At 70.4% G+C, this 17,280-nt stretch carries 15 protein-coding genes; 5 read left to right on the forward strand and 10 right to left on the reverse strand.

The features are described from left to right. Positions 1-55: 55 nt before the first annotated feature. Positions 56-1,546, reverse strand: a complete 1,491-nt coding sequence (locus OG927_RS03240; protein WP_056795246.1) for an FG-GAP repeat protein — start codon at positions 1,544-1,546, stop codon at positions 56-58. A gap of 175 nt (positions 1,547-1,721) precedes the next feature. Between OG927_RS03240 and OG927_RS03245 the strand changes: the two genes are divergently transcribed. After that, entirely contained in the window at positions 1,722-1,898 is a 177-nt protein-coding gene (locus OG927_RS03245) for a hypothetical protein (RefSeq protein ID WP_209471035.1), read from the forward strand. 286 nt (positions 1,899-2,184) lie between these two features. Here OG927_RS03245 and OG927_RS03250 read toward each other — a convergent pair whose 3' ends face one another. After that, positions 2,185-5,580, reverse strand: coding sequence for a CARDB domain-containing protein (locus OG927_RS03250; RefSeq protein ID WP_330319663.1), 3,396 nt, complete (start codon positions 5,578-5,580; stop codon positions 2,185-2,187). A gap of 608 nt (positions 5,581-6,188) precedes the next feature. On the opposite strand from OG927_RS03250, the gene OG927_RS03255 reads away from it, so the two are divergent. Beyond that, positions 6,189-7,685 (forward strand): hypothetical protein, encoded by a 1,497-nt coding sequence (locus tag OG927_RS03255; RefSeq protein ID WP_330319664.1) that lies wholly within the window; start codon positions 6,189-6,191, stop codon positions 7,683-7,685. Between the two features lie 74 nt (positions 7,686-7,759). Here the strand turns inward: OG927_RS03255 and OG927_RS03260 are convergent, their stop codons facing one another. Then, positions 7,760-8,503, reverse strand: a complete 744-nt coding sequence (locus tag OG927_RS03260; RefSeq protein ID WP_056795256.1) for a VOC family protein — start codon at positions 8,501-8,503, stop codon at positions 7,760-7,762. Positions 8,504-8,678: 175 nt separating this feature from the next. Between OG927_RS03260 and OG927_RS03265 the strand changes: the two genes are divergently transcribed. Further along, complete coding sequence (locus tag OG927_RS03265) at positions 8,679-8,957, forward strand: metal-sensitive transcriptional regulator (protein ID WP_056795261.1); 279 nt, start codon at positions 8,679-8,681, stop codon at positions 8,955-8,957. A 38-nt stretch (positions 8,958-8,995) separates the two neighbouring features. On the opposite strand, the gene OG927_RS03270 is transcribed toward OG927_RS03265, so the two are convergent. Genes OG927_RS03270 through OG927_RS03295 form a run of 6 tightly spaced genes read right to left on the reverse strand, consistent with a single transcriptional unit; the run spans position 8,996 to position 14,670 of the window. Continuing rightward, positions 8,996-9,760 carry an ABC transporter ATP-binding protein gene (locus tag OG927_RS03270; protein ID WP_056795265.1) on the reverse strand — a complete coding sequence of 255 codons (765 nt, stop codon included), beginning with the start codon at positions 9,758-9,760 and terminating at the stop codon, positions 8,996-8,998. Continuing rightward, the gene (locus tag OG927_RS03275; protein ID WP_330319665.1) at positions 9,757-10,557 is read right to left on the reverse strand and encodes an ABC transporter ATP-binding protein; all 801 of its coding nucleotides are present in this window, start codon (positions 10,555-10,557) and stop codon (positions 9,757-9,759) included. The genes OG927_RS03270 and OG927_RS03275 overlap by 4 nt, the downstream gene beginning before the upstream one ends. Beyond that, complete coding sequence (locus OG927_RS03280; protein WP_330319666.1) at positions 10,554-11,411, reverse strand: ABC transporter permease; 858 nt, start codon at positions 11,409-11,411, stop codon at positions 10,554-10,556. The genes OG927_RS03275 and OG927_RS03280 overlap by 4 nt, the downstream gene beginning before the upstream one ends. After that, complete coding sequence (locus OG927_RS03285) at positions 11,408-12,373, reverse strand: ABC transporter permease (protein WP_056795274.1); 966 nt, start codon at positions 12,371-12,373, stop codon at positions 11,408-11,410. Before OG927_RS03285 ends, OG927_RS03280 begins: the two co-directional genes overlap by 4 nt. Next, positions 12,373-13,890 (reverse strand): ABC transporter substrate-binding protein, encoded by a 1,518-nt coding sequence (locus OG927_RS03290; protein ID WP_209471030.1) that lies wholly within the window; start codon positions 13,888-13,890, stop codon positions 12,373-12,375. The genes OG927_RS03285 and OG927_RS03290 overlap by 1 nt, the downstream gene beginning before the upstream one ends. A gap of 39 nt (positions 13,891-13,929) precedes the next feature. Next, the gene (locus tag OG927_RS03295; RefSeq protein WP_056795284.1) at positions 13,930-14,670 is read right to left on the reverse strand and encodes a DUF1684 domain-containing protein; all 741 of its coding nucleotides are present in this window, start codon (positions 14,668-14,670) and stop codon (positions 13,930-13,932) included. 445 nt (positions 14,671-15,115) lie between these two features. On the opposite strand from OG927_RS03295, the gene OG927_RS03300 reads away from it, so the two are divergent. Both OG927_RS03300 and OG927_RS03305 read left to right on the forward strand, forming a co-directional pair. Continuing rightward, positions 15,116-16,006 (forward strand): SDR family NAD(P)-dependent oxidoreductase, encoded by an 891-nt coding sequence (locus OG927_RS03300; RefSeq protein WP_124283081.1) that lies wholly within the window; start codon positions 15,116-15,118, stop codon positions 16,004-16,006. Between the two features lie 64 nt (positions 16,007-16,070). Beyond that, on the forward strand, positions 16,071-16,652 hold the full coding sequence (locus tag OG927_RS03305; RefSeq protein WP_330319667.1) for a TetR/AcrR family transcriptional regulator: 582 nt from the start codon (positions 16,071-16,073) through the stop codon (positions 16,650-16,652). A gap of 134 nt (positions 16,653-16,786) precedes the next feature. On the opposite strand, the gene OG927_RS03310 is transcribed toward OG927_RS03305, so the two are convergent. After that, positions 16,787-17,182, reverse strand: coding sequence for an STAS domain-containing protein (locus OG927_RS03310; RefSeq protein WP_056795295.1), 396 nt, complete (start codon positions 17,180-17,182; stop codon positions 16,787-16,789). Positions 17,183-17,280 lie beyond the last annotated feature (98 nt).

The raw sequence follows: 17,280 nt of genomic DNA on the forward strand, positions 1-17,280 counted from the left end.
CTCCGAGCGGCTCGGCCGGGACCTGTCCCGCCGGATGCTCGGCGGGACCGCCGGCTCACTCGTCGATCGCGGCACCGAAGCGTGCGTCGGTGCCGGACGCGCCGAGGGATCCTCCGCCGTACGACCACGAGCCCGTGCTCACCGTCCCGTTCGTGGATGCGGCGAGCCACCACACCACCCCGTCGGAGGTGTTCTCGCCGGGGGCCGCGGCGAGCAGCTCGGAGCGGCCGTCGGCGTCCGAGTCGACGAGCCGGACCTGACCGCCCCAGCGGTCGCCCTCCTCCGCCGTGCCCGGTACACCGGCCGAGTTCTGGTCGAAGGACTTCGCGCCCACCGCGGTCAGCCCGGCGGCCGAGCCGCGCAGCACCCGTACCCCGCCCGCGTCCGCCACGGTGCCGATGTCCTCGCCCGGCACACCCACGGCCAGATCCGCGTAGCCGTCACCGTCGATGTCCGCGAGCGAGACGTCGGCGCCGAAGCCGTCCCCGAGCTCGGCGGTGCCGGGCACGCCGGCGGTGTCCTGCATCCACACCTGGTCGGGGGTGCCGTACTCGGACACGTCCTCCATGCCGTTCTCGGAACCGAGGTAGACGCTGACGAACCCGCCCGTGAGGGGTTCGTTCTCGTCCTCGGGCCGGTCGGGCCTGCCGAGGACGATGTCGTCGTACCCGTCGTCGTCGATGTCTCCGGACGCCGTGGCGGAGCCGCCGGAGAGGTCGCGGACGTAGGCCGGTCCGTCCGCACCGCCCATGTACAGGAAGGACCGCGGCCTGGGGTCCTCCACAAGGCTGCGGCAGGACACGAGCAGGTCCGCGTACCCGTCGCCGTCGTAGTTTCCCGTGGTCAGGGAAACGGGCTCCATCGAGTCGCGGCCGGGCACACCCGCGGTGTCGAAGCGGCCCGTTCCCTCCAGGGAGCCGGCACCGTAGGAGAAGAGGGAGACGCCCCGTCGGTCGGCCACGGCGAGGACGTCGCCCGGCGTGGCCCCGGAGAGCCGGGCGGCTGCGACGGACAGGCCGAACCGGTCGTCCGTCTCGGGCGCGCCCGACCCCAGGGTGATGCTGCGGGCCGGGGTCAGCCCGGACGAGGACCCGTAGAGGACCGTCACCCGGCCCGCGTCCCTCACCGAGCCCTCGTCCTCACCCGGCGCGGCGACGATCGCGTCGTCGTAGCCGTCGGTGTCGAGGTCGCCCGTGGCCACGGCGGTACCGAAGCCGTCACCGGCCTCGGCGGAGCCCGGGACGCCGGCGGTCGCCTGGCCGAAGACGGCGGTGCGGACCCGGGGGACGCTGGTGGCGGTGCCGATGCCGCCGGCGGCTCCGTACTGCACGGTGACGTAGCCCGCCCCCTTCTTTCCGCCGTCGGTACCGCCCGGTGCGCCGGTCAGGACGTCGTCGTAGCCGTCGCCGTCGAAGTCGCTGTTGCGGTCGTCCGCGTAGGTGCCGCCGGGCGTCCCGGCGAAGCCCGCGGGCGCCGTGGTGACAACCACGCCGCTCAGCAGGAGGAACGACGCAGCAGCAACGGCGGTGGAACGTCTGTGGGTCATGGTCTGCTCCCCTGTGCGGGTCAGTGGTGGCTCGTGGTCGCAGGTTGGATCCGCGACGCACAGGGGAAGTTGCGGCCCACCGGCCTTCTGTGACAGAGCGGTGACACGTCAACGGACCTGCCTGGTTTCCGAGTTCGGGGGCAGACGTCCTGCCACAACCGAAAGGAGCTGCGTCATGCTGGGTATAGCCGCGGCAGTACTGTTCTTCATCGCTTTCCTGATCAACGCCGCCGACCTCTCCACCAACGAGGTCTTCGCCTCGGTGAACGTCATGCTGATCGGACTGACTCTGCTGGCTCTGCACGTGGCGGGCGTCGGCAGCGGCCTCCAGGCCCGGCCCCGTCGGCGCTGACCGGCTGAGTGGTTGAGTGGCTGACCACGTTCCGGTACGGGAGCTGCCCCGCCCTGCGGAGGTTCGGCGGGGCAGCCGTGCGGCACTGTCGACACTCCCCGTGCACGTCCGGTGCCGCCACCGCTCCCCCGCCTCCACCGCTGCGACGAGCGACGTCCCGTGATCCTCCGGCCCACCCGGGCCCGGACCGGCCCGGCACGCTCCGACAGCGTGCCGGACGCGCCCCGGTCGGGTCCGGTTGCCTCGGGTCCGGTTGCGCCCGGCCCGAGGCAACCGGACAGGGGGTCTATCTCCGGGCCGCCGGACCGGCGCCGCCGTTGAGGACGAACTGCGAGCCGGGTTCGATCTCGATGTCGCCGTCGGCCGAGCCGGTGATGGTCACATCGGTCAGGGTGGCGCTCCCCCGTGCGCCTCCGTGGGCCAGGATGCCGGACCCGTTGACCGAGTTGTCGATCCGGACGTTCGAGATCTTCGCCCCGGGGACGGATCCGCCACCCGACTTGAACTGGATACCGTCGTAGGTCGAGTCGTGGATGTCGGTGTCGCGGATCGTGACGCCCGGGATGTCCGGGCCTGCCGCGAACAAGGTGATGGCTCCGAACTCCTGCGCCTCGCCCCAGAACGCCCCGCCGGTGCGGTGCAGGGCGTTGTTGGCGATCAGTGTCTGCCCGGAGAAGGGCAGCGGGTCGTGGTCCGTCGCCAGCATGATGCCGGGGTAGTTCATCGTGTCGGAGATGATGTTGTTCTCGATCGTGTTGCCGTAGCCCCCGTAGACCGCGATGCCGTTCGCCCGCCAGGGCAGCTGGATCGTGTTGTTGCGGAAGTGGTTGTCGTGCCCGATGTCCACCGAGGGGTTCTTCACGTACTTGCTCGACCACACGGCCAGCGAGTCGTCACCGGTGTTCCTGAAGGAGGAGTTGAACACCGTCGAATTCCGCGTTCCGTTGGCGAAGTTGATGCCGTCCGCGTAGGTGTTGCGAATCCGCATGCCGGTGAACTCGACGCCGTCGCCGGGTCCCCAGAGGGCAGGGATGTTGTCGTAGTCGCGGCCGACCCACACGCCCACGTTCATGTGCTCCATCCACACGTTCGTGATCCTGGTGTCCTCGCCGAAGCGTCCGTTCAGGCCGACTCCGCCCTCCGCGTTGCCGTCGCCGCCCCGGATGGTGCCCGAGCCGAAGATGGCCAGGTCCGAGATCCTGGTGTTGTCGTCGATGTCGAAGCCGAAGTTCCCCTCGTGCGGGTGGTTGATGCCGCCCGCGTCCTGGGGCTGGGTGAGGGTGTACAGCTGGGAGTGCCACATGCCCGCACCCCGGATCGTGACGTCCCGGATGCCGACCTGGTTGAACTGCCCCCGGTTCAGCGGGTCGTCGGTCAGGATCTTCTGCTCCTGGCGCCACTGCCCCGGCGGAATCCACACACAGCCGATGTCGCCGTTCTGGTCGGCCGTCACTGCCCGCTGGATGGCGTCCGTGTCGTCGATTCCGTCGTTGGGGACAGCTCCGTAGGCGGTGATCGAGGCGCAACCGCCCGGCTGGGCGGCCGGCGGCGCGACCTGCTCCAGGTCGACGAGGTCGATGACGTAGAAGGACGCCGAGTCACCCGCGTCGCGCTGGAGACGGAACTTCGTGCCGGCGGGGTAGGTGCGGCCGAGCAGGGCGTTGGACTCGTCGAACAGCCTGCGGGCGTCCGCCTGCGGCCGGTTGGTCAGGCCCTCCGGGCTGTCCGTGTCACCGTAGAGCCAGCTGTGCTTGGAGGAGAGGGTGAGTTTCCGGGCGAAGCTGCCGTCGATGTACAGGCTGATCGTGGCCTCGGTTCCGCCGCCACCGGGGGCGTCGGGAATGGAGTTGCGGACAACGATCGAATTCGACGGCACGGTCGAGGTGACCTCGACGTACTGGCCGGAGGTGTTCAGCCGCACCGACTCCCGGCCCGAGGACTCCGTGGCGAAGTTGGTGTGCCCGAAGGTGCGCTTCTGGTCGGTCTTCAGCAGCGTGCCCTGGTAGGAAGCCTGTTCCGCCTCGTACTCGGTGTACGGGACAGCGGCCCCGCGGCCTACCACGATGGCGCGCGCGAAGACGTTGTTGTCCTCGTTCGTCTCGGCGACGACACCCGTCGCGTCGGCGGTTGCGGTCAGATTGGCCCCGCCGCTCTTCGCTGTCCAGGTCCCGCCGATGGGCACGGTGACCGTGCCTCCGGCGGGAACGGCCCCGGTCGCGCCGTTCAGCGTGGTGCCCTCCACCAGAAGACGGGTGACCGTGGACGGGCTCACCGCCGTGGTGCCGCGGTTGTGCACGGACACCGTGAAGGTGACGGCCGCGCCCACGGCGGGGTTCGCCGGGCTGGACGTGATGCCGAGCACCTCCAGGTCGGGGCCGGGGCTCTGTCCCACCACGAGCTTCGACGCGGCCGTGCGGCTGTTGTTGCTGTTGTCCTGCTCGACGACCGTGTCGCTCGGGTCGACCACCGCCGAGACTCCGTACGTACCCATGGGCCGCTTGCCGACGGCGACCGGCACGGTGACCGACGCTCCGGCGGCGAGGCCGCTCACGGGAGCGCTGCCGGCGACCTGGCCCTCGAGGCTGACGTCGACCGTCGTCGCGGCGGCCGCCGCCGTACCCGTGTTGCGCACGGTGGCGTTCACCGTGACGTCGTCCTTCTCGGAGGGCGTGGCGGGTGACCACGTCAGGTCGGAGACGGTCAGGTCGGGGTTGGGGGCGGCGGTCCCGACGACCTGGATCTCGGCGACCTGCGCGCCGGGAGCACCGGTGTTGGAGAAGAACGTGAGCCGGACGTCCGCGTGCCGGCCGCTGACCGGGATCGTCACCGTGTTCTGGTTGCCGGACGGGTCGAACACGTAATCGGCCCGGTCCTTCAGTGAGGTGAACGCTGTGGCGGACTGCGCGCGGCCGAGCACCTGGACGCTCTGCGTCCGGGTCGCCCATGCCTGATCAGGGGAGAGCTTGACGACGACGGCCTCGATGTCGGCGTCGGCACCGAGCTTCACCGTGAGCGTGGAGGGGTGACCGTTCGCCTCCCAGTACGTGCCGGTCTTGTCGTCGTTGGCGTGGGCGGCGACGTAGGTCTGGGTGTACGACGACGCCTCGATCGGCTTGTTCAGCGCCAGGTTGGAGCCGTCCGGGGCCGGCGGGCCGGGATCGTCCCCGCCACCCGCGCCGTGGACCTCGACCTGGGAGAGCTGAGCGGCGTTCCAGCCGGTGTTGGCGGTCACCTGCACACGGATGTACCGCACCCGCTCGGTGGTGAAGTCGATGGTGACGGTGTTGCCCGTCTCCGGGCTGAACAGCCGGGCGGCAGAGGCCGACAAGGTACGGAAGCCGCTCCCGTCAGTGCTTCCCTGGACGCCGAGCGTCTGGGTCCGCGCCTCCCACGTGTTGGGCAGTTTCAGGACCACCCGGTCGACGTCGAACTCGTTGCCCAGGTCGATCCGGACCCACTGCGGGAAGGCTCCGGGACTCTCCCAGTACGTCTGCCCGCTGCCGTCGGTGACGTTCGACGCCACGTAGGCGCCGTGCGACCCGCTCGCCGCCGCCTGCTTGCCGAGAGCCAGGTCGGGGCTCGGGACGGCCGCCGAGGCGGCGACCGGCAGGAGCCCGACGGTCATCAGTGCGGCGGTCACCGCACCGACGGCGAACCGCCGTCCGAGTTGCTTCCATCTCATGCTGTCCTCGTTTCCGTGGGGCCGCGGGACCGGAGGTGCACGTCGACGCGCCGTCGGCCGGGTGCGGGCCGGCGGTACGCGGACGGGGACGATCAGGGACGCCGGCAGGGGGCAGAGAAGTTCACTTGCCGAAAATTCGCGCGCGCTACTGCGAATTTTGAGTGATCCAGTCAATATTTTGCGGGTCTGAGGTGACAGGTTTCTAGCAGGCCCTAGTTTTGTCAACGGTCCTCACACGGTCACCGCCCATGAGCCGCATCGGCCCGGCGCGGCGCCGTCCCGGCGGGGGCGCCCGGGGCAAGACGCCCGCGAGAGTAAGAGGAGAGTGACGGGGAGTTGCATCGCGTGGGTCATGCGGTCACCACGCGGAGGGGGATGCGATGAACAGCACGGAGGAATTCCGGGGAGCACGTCGCGGCTTGTGGAGACGGTTACGGAAGCGGGTTGTCCCACTCGCCGTTCTCGCCCTGGGTGCGACACTGCTGACCACGCCCGTGGCGGCGGCGGTGACGCGCGCCGCCGGTCCGGCGCCGTGTCCACAGCTGCCGTGCCAGGGGTCCGACCCCGGGGCCGTCACCGCGTGGCAGTCGGGCGGAGCGCCGAAGCTGGTGAAGGAGGCGGTTCTCGCCTCGGGCACGCGCATCAAGCTGTACACGGGCAGGCCCGCCTGGGACACGGCCGGCTGGGTCTACTCCTGGGCCGAGGTGCAGCTCAGCGGTGTCGGGGCCGACAAGGGGCGGGGGTGGCTGAAGACCGAGGAGAATCTCGGTGACGGGATCAACATCGAGTCGGCACTCGAGCATCCTCGCTCGTACCGGGACAGCAGCGGCACCACGGGCATGTACGTGTACGACACGACGCGCTACGGAGTCGTCCACGCGAACGGCGCCTGCGTGACCGACGGCAGAGAGACCGGGTGCGTCAACGCCACGACGTCGGAGGTGGAGTCCGTCGGCCCCTGCGCGGGCTGGTGCTCGGACGCCGACCCGGAGGCGATCCCGGTGTCGGACTGGTCCTACGTCGAGCGCTCCTCGTACGACCGCGTCCAGCTACCGTCCGGCGCCTCGGTGCAGAAGGCCGACGGGCGCCTGAAGCAGGGAAGTTACCTCGGCTGGGCGGAGGGGGAGCTGCCGGCAGGCGGCAGATTCTGGCTGGAGGCCTGGCAGGGCGCCGGCCGCTGGGGCGAGGTGTACACGGAGTTCACGCCCGAGGGTGCCTCGCGCACGGAATCCGGCTCGACGCGGGCCTACTCGTGGCTGCCGGAGCTGCGGGCGTGCGTCAGCGACAGCACCGGCACCGCCTGCACGCGAGACCCCGACGCGGCGACGACCGCGCCCACCGAGGCGCCCTGCGCGGTGCTGCCCTGCCGGGACGTGGATCAGGCGAGCGTCACCGAGTGGATGCCGAACTACGAGCCCCGTCTGGTGGAGGACGCCGACATCTACCAGGGCGGCAGGCTGAAGATCTACGAGGGCCGCCCGGCCTGGGACCCGTACCACCTGTACTACTGGGGTGAGGCCGAGCTCCCGCCCGGCCGCGCCGGGGTCTCCGCCACCTTGATGACGCACACCGCGACCGGCGTCGACTCACGCGCCCAGCGCCCGGTGCCCCTGCCGGGCACCAGGCTGACCGCATCCGGAACGACGAGGATGACGCCCCTCGACCCGCTGTCCGACGGGAAGATCGCCGGGCTGGTCGTCGACGGCAGGAACTGGGCCTTCGCCACCCACCAGGGCAACAACATGTACATGACTGCCGAGGAGGGGCCGGTGGGCCCCTGTGCCCCGGGCGAGGCCTGTGAAGGCGTGAAGCCTGCCTCGGTCACGAAGTGGACGTCCGTGGCCACAGACTGGGCGACGGCGGTGCTCCCCGGTGGCGCAGCCGTCACACTCAGCGGCTCCCGCCCGGACTGGTCGGTCTCCGACTACTACGCCTGGGCGCACTCGGCCGCCCAGGGCGCGACCGTCTGGCTCGAGGACAGGAAGCCGGACGGCTCGTACGAGAAGGTCGCGGGTGACGCGGAGATGAGAGCCACGTCCGGGCGCTACGTGCGGGCCTGCATCAGCCAGGGCTCGGCCACCGCCTGCACGAAGGCGTCGCCCTGAGGACCACCGCGGCCTCGCGCCGCCCGCCGCGCGCATGGCCGTGAACGACTGCTGACAGCACCGGGGGCTCGGCATCAGGAGGTGCCGAGGATGCAGAACTCGTGGCCCTCCGGGTCGGCCAGGCACATCCAGGGGACGTCGCCCTGGCCGAGGTCGAGGTCTGTGGCGCCGAGGGCCCGCAGCCGGGCCGCTTCCACCTTCTGATCATCGCCGGGGTACGGCAGCAGGTCGAGGTGGACGCGGTCCGGCACGGTCTTCACGCCGGGCGTGCGAAGGAACTCGAGGTACGGGCCGACGCCCGCGGCGGAGCGCAACACCGCATGGTCGTCGGTCACCTCGTGCAGTCTCCAGTCCAAGGCCTCCCCCCAGAACCGGGCCATGGCCCGCGGATCCACACAGTCGACCACCACCACGGCGATCGGTCCGGTGTCCCGATAGATCTCCCGTGGCTCCAGCACGCAGAACTCGTTGCCCTCCGGGTCGGCGAGAACCTGGAACAGCACGTCGCCCTGGCCCACATCGGCAGGTGTCGCACCGAGTGCCCGGAGGCGCGCGACCAACTCCGCCTGATGGGCCGCGGAAGTGGTGGCGAGGTCGAGGTGCACGCGGTTCTTCGACGCCGCCTTGGGTTCCGGCACGGTGACGACGTCGATGCATACGGCGACCGGGTCCGGCCAGACGAAGCCTGCTCCGGGTTCCACGTTCGTCACGCCCGGCCCTTCGCTGGAAACACCCCAGCCGAGCGCCTCCGCCCAGAACCGGCCCACCAACGAGTCGTCAAGAGCCTTGATGTTCACCTGAACAGGTCGCAGTGCCATGTCCGCGATCCTATGCACCCGCTCCACGGACACGCAGACACGCGGACACCGTCGCCGGACAGAGACCGGCTCGCCCACCGGGGACACCCGGCCCGCGCCCTCCCCCGCTGTGCGGGCACGGTCCCGGGGACGCACCCGCTAGCATACCCCTAGGGGTATCAGCGAAGGAGGCAGCATGGAGCTGGACATGGCAGCCGATGAACTGAAGTCGGTGCTCAACCGGCTGAAGCGGGCCCAGGGTCAGATCGCCGGGATCATCAAGATGATCGAGGAGGGCCGGGACTGCGAGGACGTGATCACGCAGTTGGCCGCGGTGTCCCGCGCCCTCGACCGGGCAGGGTTCGCGATCATCGCGACGGGCCTGCAGCACTGCATGGCCGATGGCGGGCAGGAGGCCGGGGACCGGGACCAGATGCGGGCCCGCCTGGAGAAGCTGTTCCTGTCCCTGGCCTGACGGCGCGGCCGTGCCGGCACGGCGACAGACGGCCGGGGTCAGACGGGAAGCCGGGGCACACTCTCGATCAACCGGCGGGTGTAGGGGTGCGCCGGCGCACCGAGCACCTGGGATGTGGCGCCCAACTCGACGACCCGGCCGCGCTCGAGCACGGCGGTGCGCTCGCACAGGGAGGCCACGACCGACAGGTCGTGGGAGACCATCACCAGCGTCAGCCCCCGCTCGTGCTTCAGTTCCGCCAGCAGGTCGACGACCTTCACCCGGGTGGTGACGTCCAGCGCGCTGACCGGCTCGTCGGCCAGCAGGACGCGGGGGTCGCAGACCGTGGCACGGGCGATGGCGATGCGCTGCCGCTGCCCACCGGAGAACTCGTGGGGGTAGCGGTCGACGGCGTCCGCCTGGAGACCGACGCGCTCCAGCGCCGCGGCCACCTTGGGCGCCGCCGTGGACCGGGTGTCGAGACCGAGGGAGCGCAACGGTTCCGCCACGATCGCGCCGACCCGCCGGCTGGGATCGAGCGAGGAGTACGGGTCCTGGAACACGCACTGCACGCTGCGCCGGAAGCGGCGCATCTGTTCGCGGTCGCGCGGCTCGAGGCCGGCGCCGTCGAAACGCACGGTGCCGGCCGTGGGGCGCGCCAGTCCCAGCAGCAGGCGCAGCAGCGTCGTCTTGCCCGCGCCCGACTCGCCGACCAGGGCGAGGCTCTCGCCCGGCTCGACGGTGAGGGAGACGTCCCGCACCACGTCGGCCGCCGTCCCCCGGTAGCGCACCGCGGCGTCCTTCAGCTCCAGTACGGGTGTCATCGCGGGCTCCTCAGGTCCAGGGCGGACTCCAGCTTCCGGGCACTGGCGACCAGTGCCCTGGTGTACTCCTCGCGAGGCGCGCGCACGATGTCGTGCACCGCGCCCTGCTCGACGGCCCGGCCGTCCTTCATGACCAGCACCCGGTCGGTGACCCTGGACACGACGGCCAGGTCGTGACTGACGAAGAGCACGGCCATCTCCCGCTCCTGGACCAAGCCGTCGATCAGTTCCAGCATCTCGGCCTGCACAGACACGTCCAGGGCCGTGGTGGGCTCATCGGCGATGAGCAGCTTCGGCTCACAGGCCAGCGCCATCGCGAGGGCGACGCGCTGGCGCTGGCCCCCGGAGACCTCGTGTGCGAAGGCCCGGGAGATGCGGTCGGGCTCGGGCAGCCGTACCTTCTCGAGGGCCTCGCGGACGGCCCCGCGCAGCTGCTTGCCCCGGAGGCCGGTGCGGCGGGCGATCGGCTCGGCGATCTGGCGGCCGAGCCGCATCAGCGGGTCCAGTGCGGTCAGCGGCTCCTGGAAGACGACGGCCGCGTCCCGCCCGCGGACGGCGGAGAGCCGCTTCTCGGTGGCGCCCACCGTCTGCGTCCCGGCCAGTTCCACGCTGCCCGTGGAGGTCATGCCGTCGGGCAGCAGTCCGAGCACCGCGAGCGTCGTCAGGGACTTGCCGGAGCCGGACTCCCCGATGAGGCCGAGCCGTTCACCGCCGGCCACGGTGAAGGACAGGTCGTCGACCAGGGTCCGCCCGTCGGCTGCGCGGACGGTCAGTCCGCGTACGTCGAGGAGAGTCACGTACGCCTCCGTCGGGTGGCCGGGTCGAGGGTGTCACGCAGGCCGTCGGCGATGAGGTTCACGCCGATGACGAGCAGTACGAGCAGGATGCCGGGGGCCAGCGCTCCGGCCGGCGCCGTGGTGAAGGTGGCCTGGGCTTCCTGGAGCATGCGGCCCCAGGAGGCGTTGGGCGGCGGGGCCCCGAGACCCAGGTAGGACAGCCCTGCCTCGGCGAGCACGGCGAGCCCGAACTGCAGGGCGAGGTTGACCACCAGGGTGGGCCAGATGTTGGGCAGGACGTGGAAGAGGACCGAACGCGGCCAGGAGGTACCGGAGGTACGGGCGGCGGTGATGTAGTCCTGCGCCAGGACCCGCTTGACCAGGATGCGCACCAGCCGCGCGACGACCGCGCTCTGCGCGAGGCCGATCGCCAGGATCGCGGAGCCGAGGGTCGCCGACCGTGCGGCGACGATGAGCATGGCCAGCAGCAGCGTCGGGAAGGCGATGAGGATGTCGAGGAACGCGGAGAGGGTGTCGTCCAGCCAGCCCTGCGCGAATGCCGCGAGCACGCCCAGGGTGACCCCGAGGACAGCGGCGATGAACACCGACCCGGCCCCCGCCTCGACGGCGATGCGCGAGCCGGTCATGACCTGGGTGAACAGGTCGCGTCCGAGCTTGTCCGTGCCGAGCAGGTGGCCGTCACCGGGTCCGGCGAGCCGGCCGCCGGAGGTGTCCTCGGCGTCGTAGGGCAGCCAGAAGAACGTCACCACGGCCAGCAGCGCGATCACACCGGCGAGTACGCAGCCGACGACGAGGGTCGCGGAGCGCCGGGAGCGGCGCCCCTTCGTCGGGGTGAGCAGGTCCGTCCCCGTCATCGGGCACCTCCCGAGAGCCGGCCGCGCAGCCGCGGGTCGATGATCCGCTGGACCAGATCGGCCACGAAGCCGATCACGAGCACCGCGAGGGTGGACACGAACAGCACGCCCTGGATGACCGGGTAGTCGTGTTGCGCGATGCCGGTGGCGAGCAGGGAGCCGAGGCCCGGCAGCGCGTACACCGACTCCACGACGACGGCGCCCAGCAGTGTCGAGGCGAGTTCGATGCCGAGGATGGAGATCACCGGCACGGAGGCGTTGCGCAGACCGTGCCGCCACATGGCGCGGCCGAAGGACGAACCGAGGGCGCGCGCCGTGCGCAGGTAGTCGCTGCCGAGCACATCGAGTGTGGCGGAGCGGACATAGCGGATCAGGGACGCGCTCATCACGAGGGCGATGGTCACGACCGGCAGCACGAGGGCGCGGAACGCCTCGGCGGGGTCGGCCCAGCCGTCCTGCGGGAAGCCGCCGGAGGGCAGCCAGCCCGCGTTCAGCGCGAAAACCGCGATGAGGATCATGCCGAGCCAGAACACGGGTATCGCGATGCCCAGTTGGGACACGCCGCTGAGCAGCGCCCCGTACCAGGTGTGCCGCTTGTACGCGGCCGTGAACCCGGCGGGTACGGCGACCAGGACGGCCAGGACGAACGCGGCCAGGGTGAGCGGCACGGTGACGTTCAGCCGGGCGCCGACCTCGGGTCCCACGGGCAGCGAGCTGACGAACGAGGTGCCGAGGTCCCCGCTCGCCAGCTGCCCGAACCAGTGGACGAACTGCTCGGGCAGCGGCCGGTCGGAGCCGATGGAGCGGCGGGCCGCGGCTATCTGCTCGGGGCTGGCACCGACCGCGGTGAGCGCGTTGGCCGGGTCGCCGGGCAGCATGCGCAGCAGCACGAACAGGACCACGCAGGCCAGGGCCAGCGACACCGCGAGGAAGGCGAGCCGCCGCAGCAGATAGCGCGCCATCAGCCCTTCTTCTTGATGTCGTAGGCGAAGAACTGCGAGTTCAGGCCGTTGACCGGGTATCCGGAGAGCTTCTTGTTCGCGACGACGATCTGCGGGTAGAGGTAGAGCCAGTCGCTGGCCGCGTCTTCGGCGGTCTGCCGGTTGACCTTCTTCAGCAGCTCGGTCTGCTCGGCGGTGCTGGAGGCTTCCTCGGCCTGCTCGACCCACTGGGTGACCTGCGGGTTGTCGTAGCCCCAGTAGAAGTCGGGGTTGCCGTACCAGACCAGGTCACGGTCGTTGACGTGCTCCTGGAGCGTGGCCGAGAAGTCGTGGTTCTTGTAGACCTTCGTGTACCACTCGTCCGGCGTGATCGTGTTGATCTCGACCGTGATGCCGACCTTGGCCAGCTGGGACTTGATGAAGGTCGCGGCCGTCGGGTGCGGGTCGTAGTTGGGGGTGTCGAGGGTGAAGCTGAAGCCCTTGGCGTAGCCGGCCTCGGCGAGCAGCTTCTTGGCCTTCGTCACGTCGTGGGCGTCGACGTCGGTGAGGTCTTCGTACCAGGGGTCGGTGGGCGGCACCATCGAGCCGATCGGCTTGCCGTAGCCGCCCCAGACGGACTCCAGCAGCTTCTCGTCGTCGATGGCGGCGGAGACGGCCTGGCGCACCTTGACGTCGGTGAAGGGCTTGGCCTTGTCGTTGAACGCCAGGAGCAGCTTGGTGGTGGAGTTGCCGTCGTTAACCTCGTACGAGCCGTTGCTCTTGAACTGCTCCAGGGCGTCGGGCGACTGCTCGCTGGTGACCACGTCGATGGCGTTGGTCAGCAGCGCGTTGTTCAGCGCCGTGGCGTCCTTGTAGTAGTGGAAGACGACCTGCTTGTTGGCCGCGGCGTCACCCCAGTAGCCGGCGAAGCGGTTCAGGCTCAGCGCGGAACCGCGGGTCCACTTGTTCAGGGCGTACGGACCGGTGCCGTCCTCGGTCGTCTTCAGGTTCTTCGCCTGGGAGTTGATGACCCAGACGTAGGAGAGGTTGTAGACGAAGGAGATCGACTTCTTGGACAGCGTGATCTTCACGGTCCGGGCGTCGGGGGTGGCGACGTCCTTGATGACCTCGAGGTTGCTCTTGCGGGCGGACTGGGAGTCGTCCGCGATCACCTTCTCCAGGCTGTACTTGACGTCCTGGCTGGTGAGCTCCTTGCCGCTGTGGAACTTCACGCCCTCGCGCAGGGTGAAGGTGTAGGTGAGGCCGTCGGCGCTGGTCTCGTAGTCCTGGGCGAGGAGCTTGTCGACCTTGCCGTCGTCGGTGAGTCTGAACAGGCCCTCGTAGACGTTGCCGTTGAGGGCCTCGGTGACGCCCTGGCCGCCGCCCGCGGTGTTGTCGAGGTTCTGCGGCTCGTAGAGGGAGCCGATGTTGACGACCGCGTCCTTGTCCCAGGTGCCGCCCGAGGCGCTGGAGCCACCGGAACCGCCGCATGCGGTCAGGGCCAGGGCGAGCGCGGCGACGGTGGAGGTGGCGAACAGGACGTTCTTCTTGGTGCTCATGGGGTGAGGGCTCTTTCGGTGCGTTGATTCGCGGGGTGATCAGTGCTGGGCGTCGAAGCCGTCGCGGAAGACGGGGAGCTTCTCGCCTGCCTCGACAGGCAGGTGGAAGCGGTTTTGCCGCGGCGGCATCGGACAGTTGTACTGATCGGAGAATCCGCAGGGCGGCACGAAGGCCTGGTTGAAGTCGAGGACGACCCGGCTCTCGTCATCCGTGCGCCGCACGAAGAGGAAGCGGCCGGCCCCGTAGGTGGAGTCACCGTTGGTCGGATCGCCGAAGACGAGCAGCAGGGTGCCGTCGTCGTCGAAGGCGCTGAGCGTGTACGCGCGACCGTCGACGGTGAGGGTGATGTCGCCGGGGACGGCCAGGTCGCGACTGCCGCCGTTGTCCCGGATGTGTTCGAAGGCGATGCGCCTGGCACCGGGGACGGGTGTGTAGGAGGCTTCCAGCACCCAGGCGGGGTCGTAGGGAAAGGCGTCGACCCGGTCGAAGTGGCGGACGGCGGGCGCGTCGGCGTCCCAGAAGCGCAGGCCGTGCTCGAGCTCGCCGCTGACCAGTTCGGTCCGCCGGAGCGTCGTGACGGTCACCGTGTCCGGCCGGTCCGCGCCGGCGTCCGCCGCGTCCGGGACCTCGCCCGCCGGGGCCCAGCGGGTCTCGACGAGGGCGAGGTTGCCCGTCGGGGACGTGAGCGCGCGGTGACGCTCGGCACGCCAGGCTTCCCATGCCTCCGCGGGATCGACGGATGCGCGGTCGGGGGAGGAGTGGGACACGGGAGTACTCATTCGTCTAGGCAGCGGCGGCCCTCACGACTCCCGGGTGACAGGACGTGAATAATTGGCCAAAGCATCACCTTTATTGACCATAAGCTCATCTAATGTCAAACATCCGTGCCACATAGTGAGACGACCTTCTCATTCCTCGCTCCCCGACCCCGGGGCGAGCCGCCGCCCCGGCGACGGACGGGACCACGCCGCAAGAGGAAACGGGCCACCTCCGCCACTCGGGCGCAGCCCTCTCGGGGCTCACCGAGGATGCGCACCCGGCCCCGTCGCGCCGGATGGCAGGGGCTCGACGCGCCCTACGGACCACCGGCGCGCTCCGGCGACGAACCCCCGGGCCGATCCATCGCACGGAGTCGACCGGGAGAAGCGGATAGATAATCCACTTACATGCTACGGTCGCACCAAGCGGATTAGCTATCCGAATACAAGCCGGAGGGGACGGACCATGAGGAAATCTGCTGTGGTGACGGGCGGAACGGCCGGCATCGGCCTGGAGACGGCGCTGGGGCTGGCCGCCTCCGGATTCTCGGTCACCGTGGTCGGACGCAGCGCGGAGCGGGGCGCCGGGGCGGTCGGCCTGATCAATGCGACGGGCCCGGCACACCCTGCCCGGTTCGTGGCCGCCGATCTCGGCGCACTCGACGACGTGCGCGAACTCGCCCGGCGGATCGCTTCCGAGCATGCCGCCTCGGGCGAACCGCTGACCGTGCTGGTCAACAACGTCGGGGCCATGTTCACGGATCGGCAGGACCTGAACGGCCTCGAGGCATCGTTCGTCGTCAACCACCTCTCGCCGTACCTGCTGACCGAGCTGTTGCTGCCCACCCTGACGGCCGGGGCGCCGAGCAGGGTCGTGAACGTGACCTCGGGTGCGGCCAGGGTCGCGAAGCGGGTCTTCGACGCCGTCGAGCCTCCCGGCGGCTACTACGGCTTCCACTGGTACGGCCGCGCCAAGCTCGCGAACCTCGCCTACACGCTCGACCTGGCGCGGCGGTTGGACGGTACGGGCGTATCGGTCTTCGCCGCCGATCCCGGAGGCGCAGCGACGGACATGACCGACGGCACCATGACGTCACCGAAGATCGTTTCGCCCGCCCTGCGGCTGCTGTGGCCGGTGGTGCGCCGCACATTCGCACGCGCGACCTCCGGCCCGGCGTCCGTAGCGGCCAGGCCCTCGATCACCGCCGCCACGGACGACGCGCTGACGGGCAGTACCGGCATCGTCATCGGTGCCGGGGCGCGTCCCGTGACCCCGCTGCGCGCGGCGACCGACCCCCGCATCGCCGACGCCGTACGGCGACTCGGCGAACGGCACGCGCCGCTCACGGCCACCTGAACCAGCGGGCGGAGCCGCTCGGCCGACGGGTCATCCGGATGACCCATCCGATTAGCATGCATCCATGACGCCGACGCCACTCCGCAAGGACGCCGCCCGCAACTGGGACCAGATCGTCGCCGTCGGGCGTGCCCTGGTCGACCAGGGCACGCCGCTGCAACTGAACGACGTCGCCCGCCGCGCGGGAATCGGTGTCGGCACCGTCTACCGGCACTTCGCCTCGCCGGAGGCACTGCTGGAGACCGTCGCCACCCCCTGTCTGGAAGCGCTGGCCGCCCATGGCGAGCAGGCACTGGCCGATCCCGACCCCTGGCGCGCCCTGGAGGGCTTCCTGACCCGCACGGTCGAAGCGCAGGTCGGTGACGCCTCCCTCGCCCCGGTCACCGCAGCGGCCGAGGACGTCCTGCCTCGCACCACGGAACTCAAGAGTCTGCTGTGGTCATCCGGCACCACGCTCCTGGACCGGGCCCGCGCTGCCGGAACGGTCCGCCCCGATCTGGCCGCGGGCGACCTGGTCCCGCTCATGTGCGGGATCGCCTACGCCGTACAGGTCCACGGCGGCAGCCCCGCCGAACGGATCGACACCGCTCGCCGCTACCTGGCCACCCTGCTCGGGGGCCTGCGGGTCACACCACCCGGCGCGTGACGTACGACGCAGGCGTCGCGCCCGGCCCCCGGCGGCACTGCGGCCACCACGGAAGGGCGGCGTGGATCACCTCGCCGTGGATGCCCGCGCGGTGTGCCGTCCTGCCCTGCGAGGCAGGGAAGCCGCGGCCCGCCCTAAAGGAGTTCCGCCTCCTCCGGCGCATCGCCGGGCGTCGTCGTGATGCGGGTCAGGACCTCGGCCGTGGTAGGAAGCACGGGTATCAGGTCACCGACGCCCGTGACGTCCAGCAGCCTCGCGACCTGCGGGGACAAGGCGGCCAGCGACAGGGACCCGTGCCGGTCCTTCGCGTACCGCAGGATGGTGATCATCGCGTTGAGGCCGGCGGAGTCGCAGAACTCAACGGCGGCCATGTCCAGGACCAGGTGCGGCCTGCCCTGCCTGATCAGCCCCAGAGCCCGGGTCCGCAGCACCGGCACACTTTCCACATCGATCTCTCCGACGACCGTCAGGACGGCGATCGAACGCGCCGGGTACCCGACGGTGAGGGCGAGGGTCTGGCTGTGCGTCATGGGTTTCAGTACTCCAGGCCGGTAGCGGGCCTCCGTCGCGGCAGGAACGGCGTGGCCCGCTGGAAGATCACGCATCAGTTGTCGACTGCCGAACCGTA

The organism is Streptomyces clavifer (assembly GCF_036345975.1).
GTDB classification, from domain to species: domain Bacteria; phylum Actinomycetota; class Actinomycetes; order Streptomycetales; family Streptomycetaceae; genus Streptomyces; species Streptomyces clavifer.

Coding starts and splice junctions, on each gene's coding strand:
- OG927_RS03240 (WP_056795246.1), bottom strand. CDS start 1,546: ATGACCCACAGACGTTCCACCGCCGTTGCTGCTGCGTCGTTCCTCCTG.
- OG927_RS03245 (WP_209471035.1), top strand. CDS start 1,722: ATGCTGGGTATAGCCGCGGCAGTACTGTTCTTCATCGCTTTCCTGATC.
- OG927_RS03250 (WP_330319663.1), bottom strand. CDS start 5,580: ATGAGATGGAAGCAACTCGGACGGCGGTTCGCCGTCGGTGCGGTGACC.
- OG927_RS03260 (WP_056795256.1), bottom strand. CDS start 8,503: ATGGCACTGCGACCTGTTCAGGTGAACATCAAGGCTCTTGACGACTCG.
- OG927_RS03265 (WP_056795261.1), top strand. CDS start 8,679: ATGGAGCTGGACATGGCAGCCGATGAACTGAAGTCGGTGCTCAACCGG.
- OG927_RS03270 (WP_056795265.1), bottom strand. CDS start 9,760: ATGACACCCGTACTGGAGCTGAAGGACGCCGCGGTGCGCTACCGGGGG.
- OG927_RS03280 (WP_330319666.1), bottom strand. CDS start 11,411: ATGACGGGGACGGACCTGCTCACCCCGACGAAGGGGCGCCGCTCCCGG.
- OG927_RS03285 (WP_056795274.1), bottom strand. CDS start 12,373: ATGGCGCGCTATCTGCTGCGGCGGCTCGCCTTCCTCGCGGTGTCGCTG.
- OG927_RS03290 (WP_209471030.1), bottom strand. CDS start 13,890: ATGAGCACCAAGAAGAACGTCCTGTTCGCCACCTCCACCGTCGCCGCG.
- OG927_RS03295 (WP_056795284.1), bottom strand. CDS start 14,670: ATGAGTACTCCCGTGTCCCACTCCTCCCCCGACCGCGCATCCGTCGAT.
- OG927_RS03300 (WP_124283081.1), top strand. CDS start 15,116: ATGAGGAAATCTGCTGTGGTGACGGGCGGAACGGCCGGCATCGGCCTG.
- OG927_RS03305 (WP_330319667.1), top strand. CDS start 16,071: ATGACGCCGACGCCACTCCGCAAGGACGCCGCCCGCAACTGGGACCAG.
- OG927_RS03310 (WP_056795295.1), bottom strand. CDS start 17,182: ATGACGCACAGCCAGACCCTCGCCCTCACCGTCGGGTACCCGGCGCGT.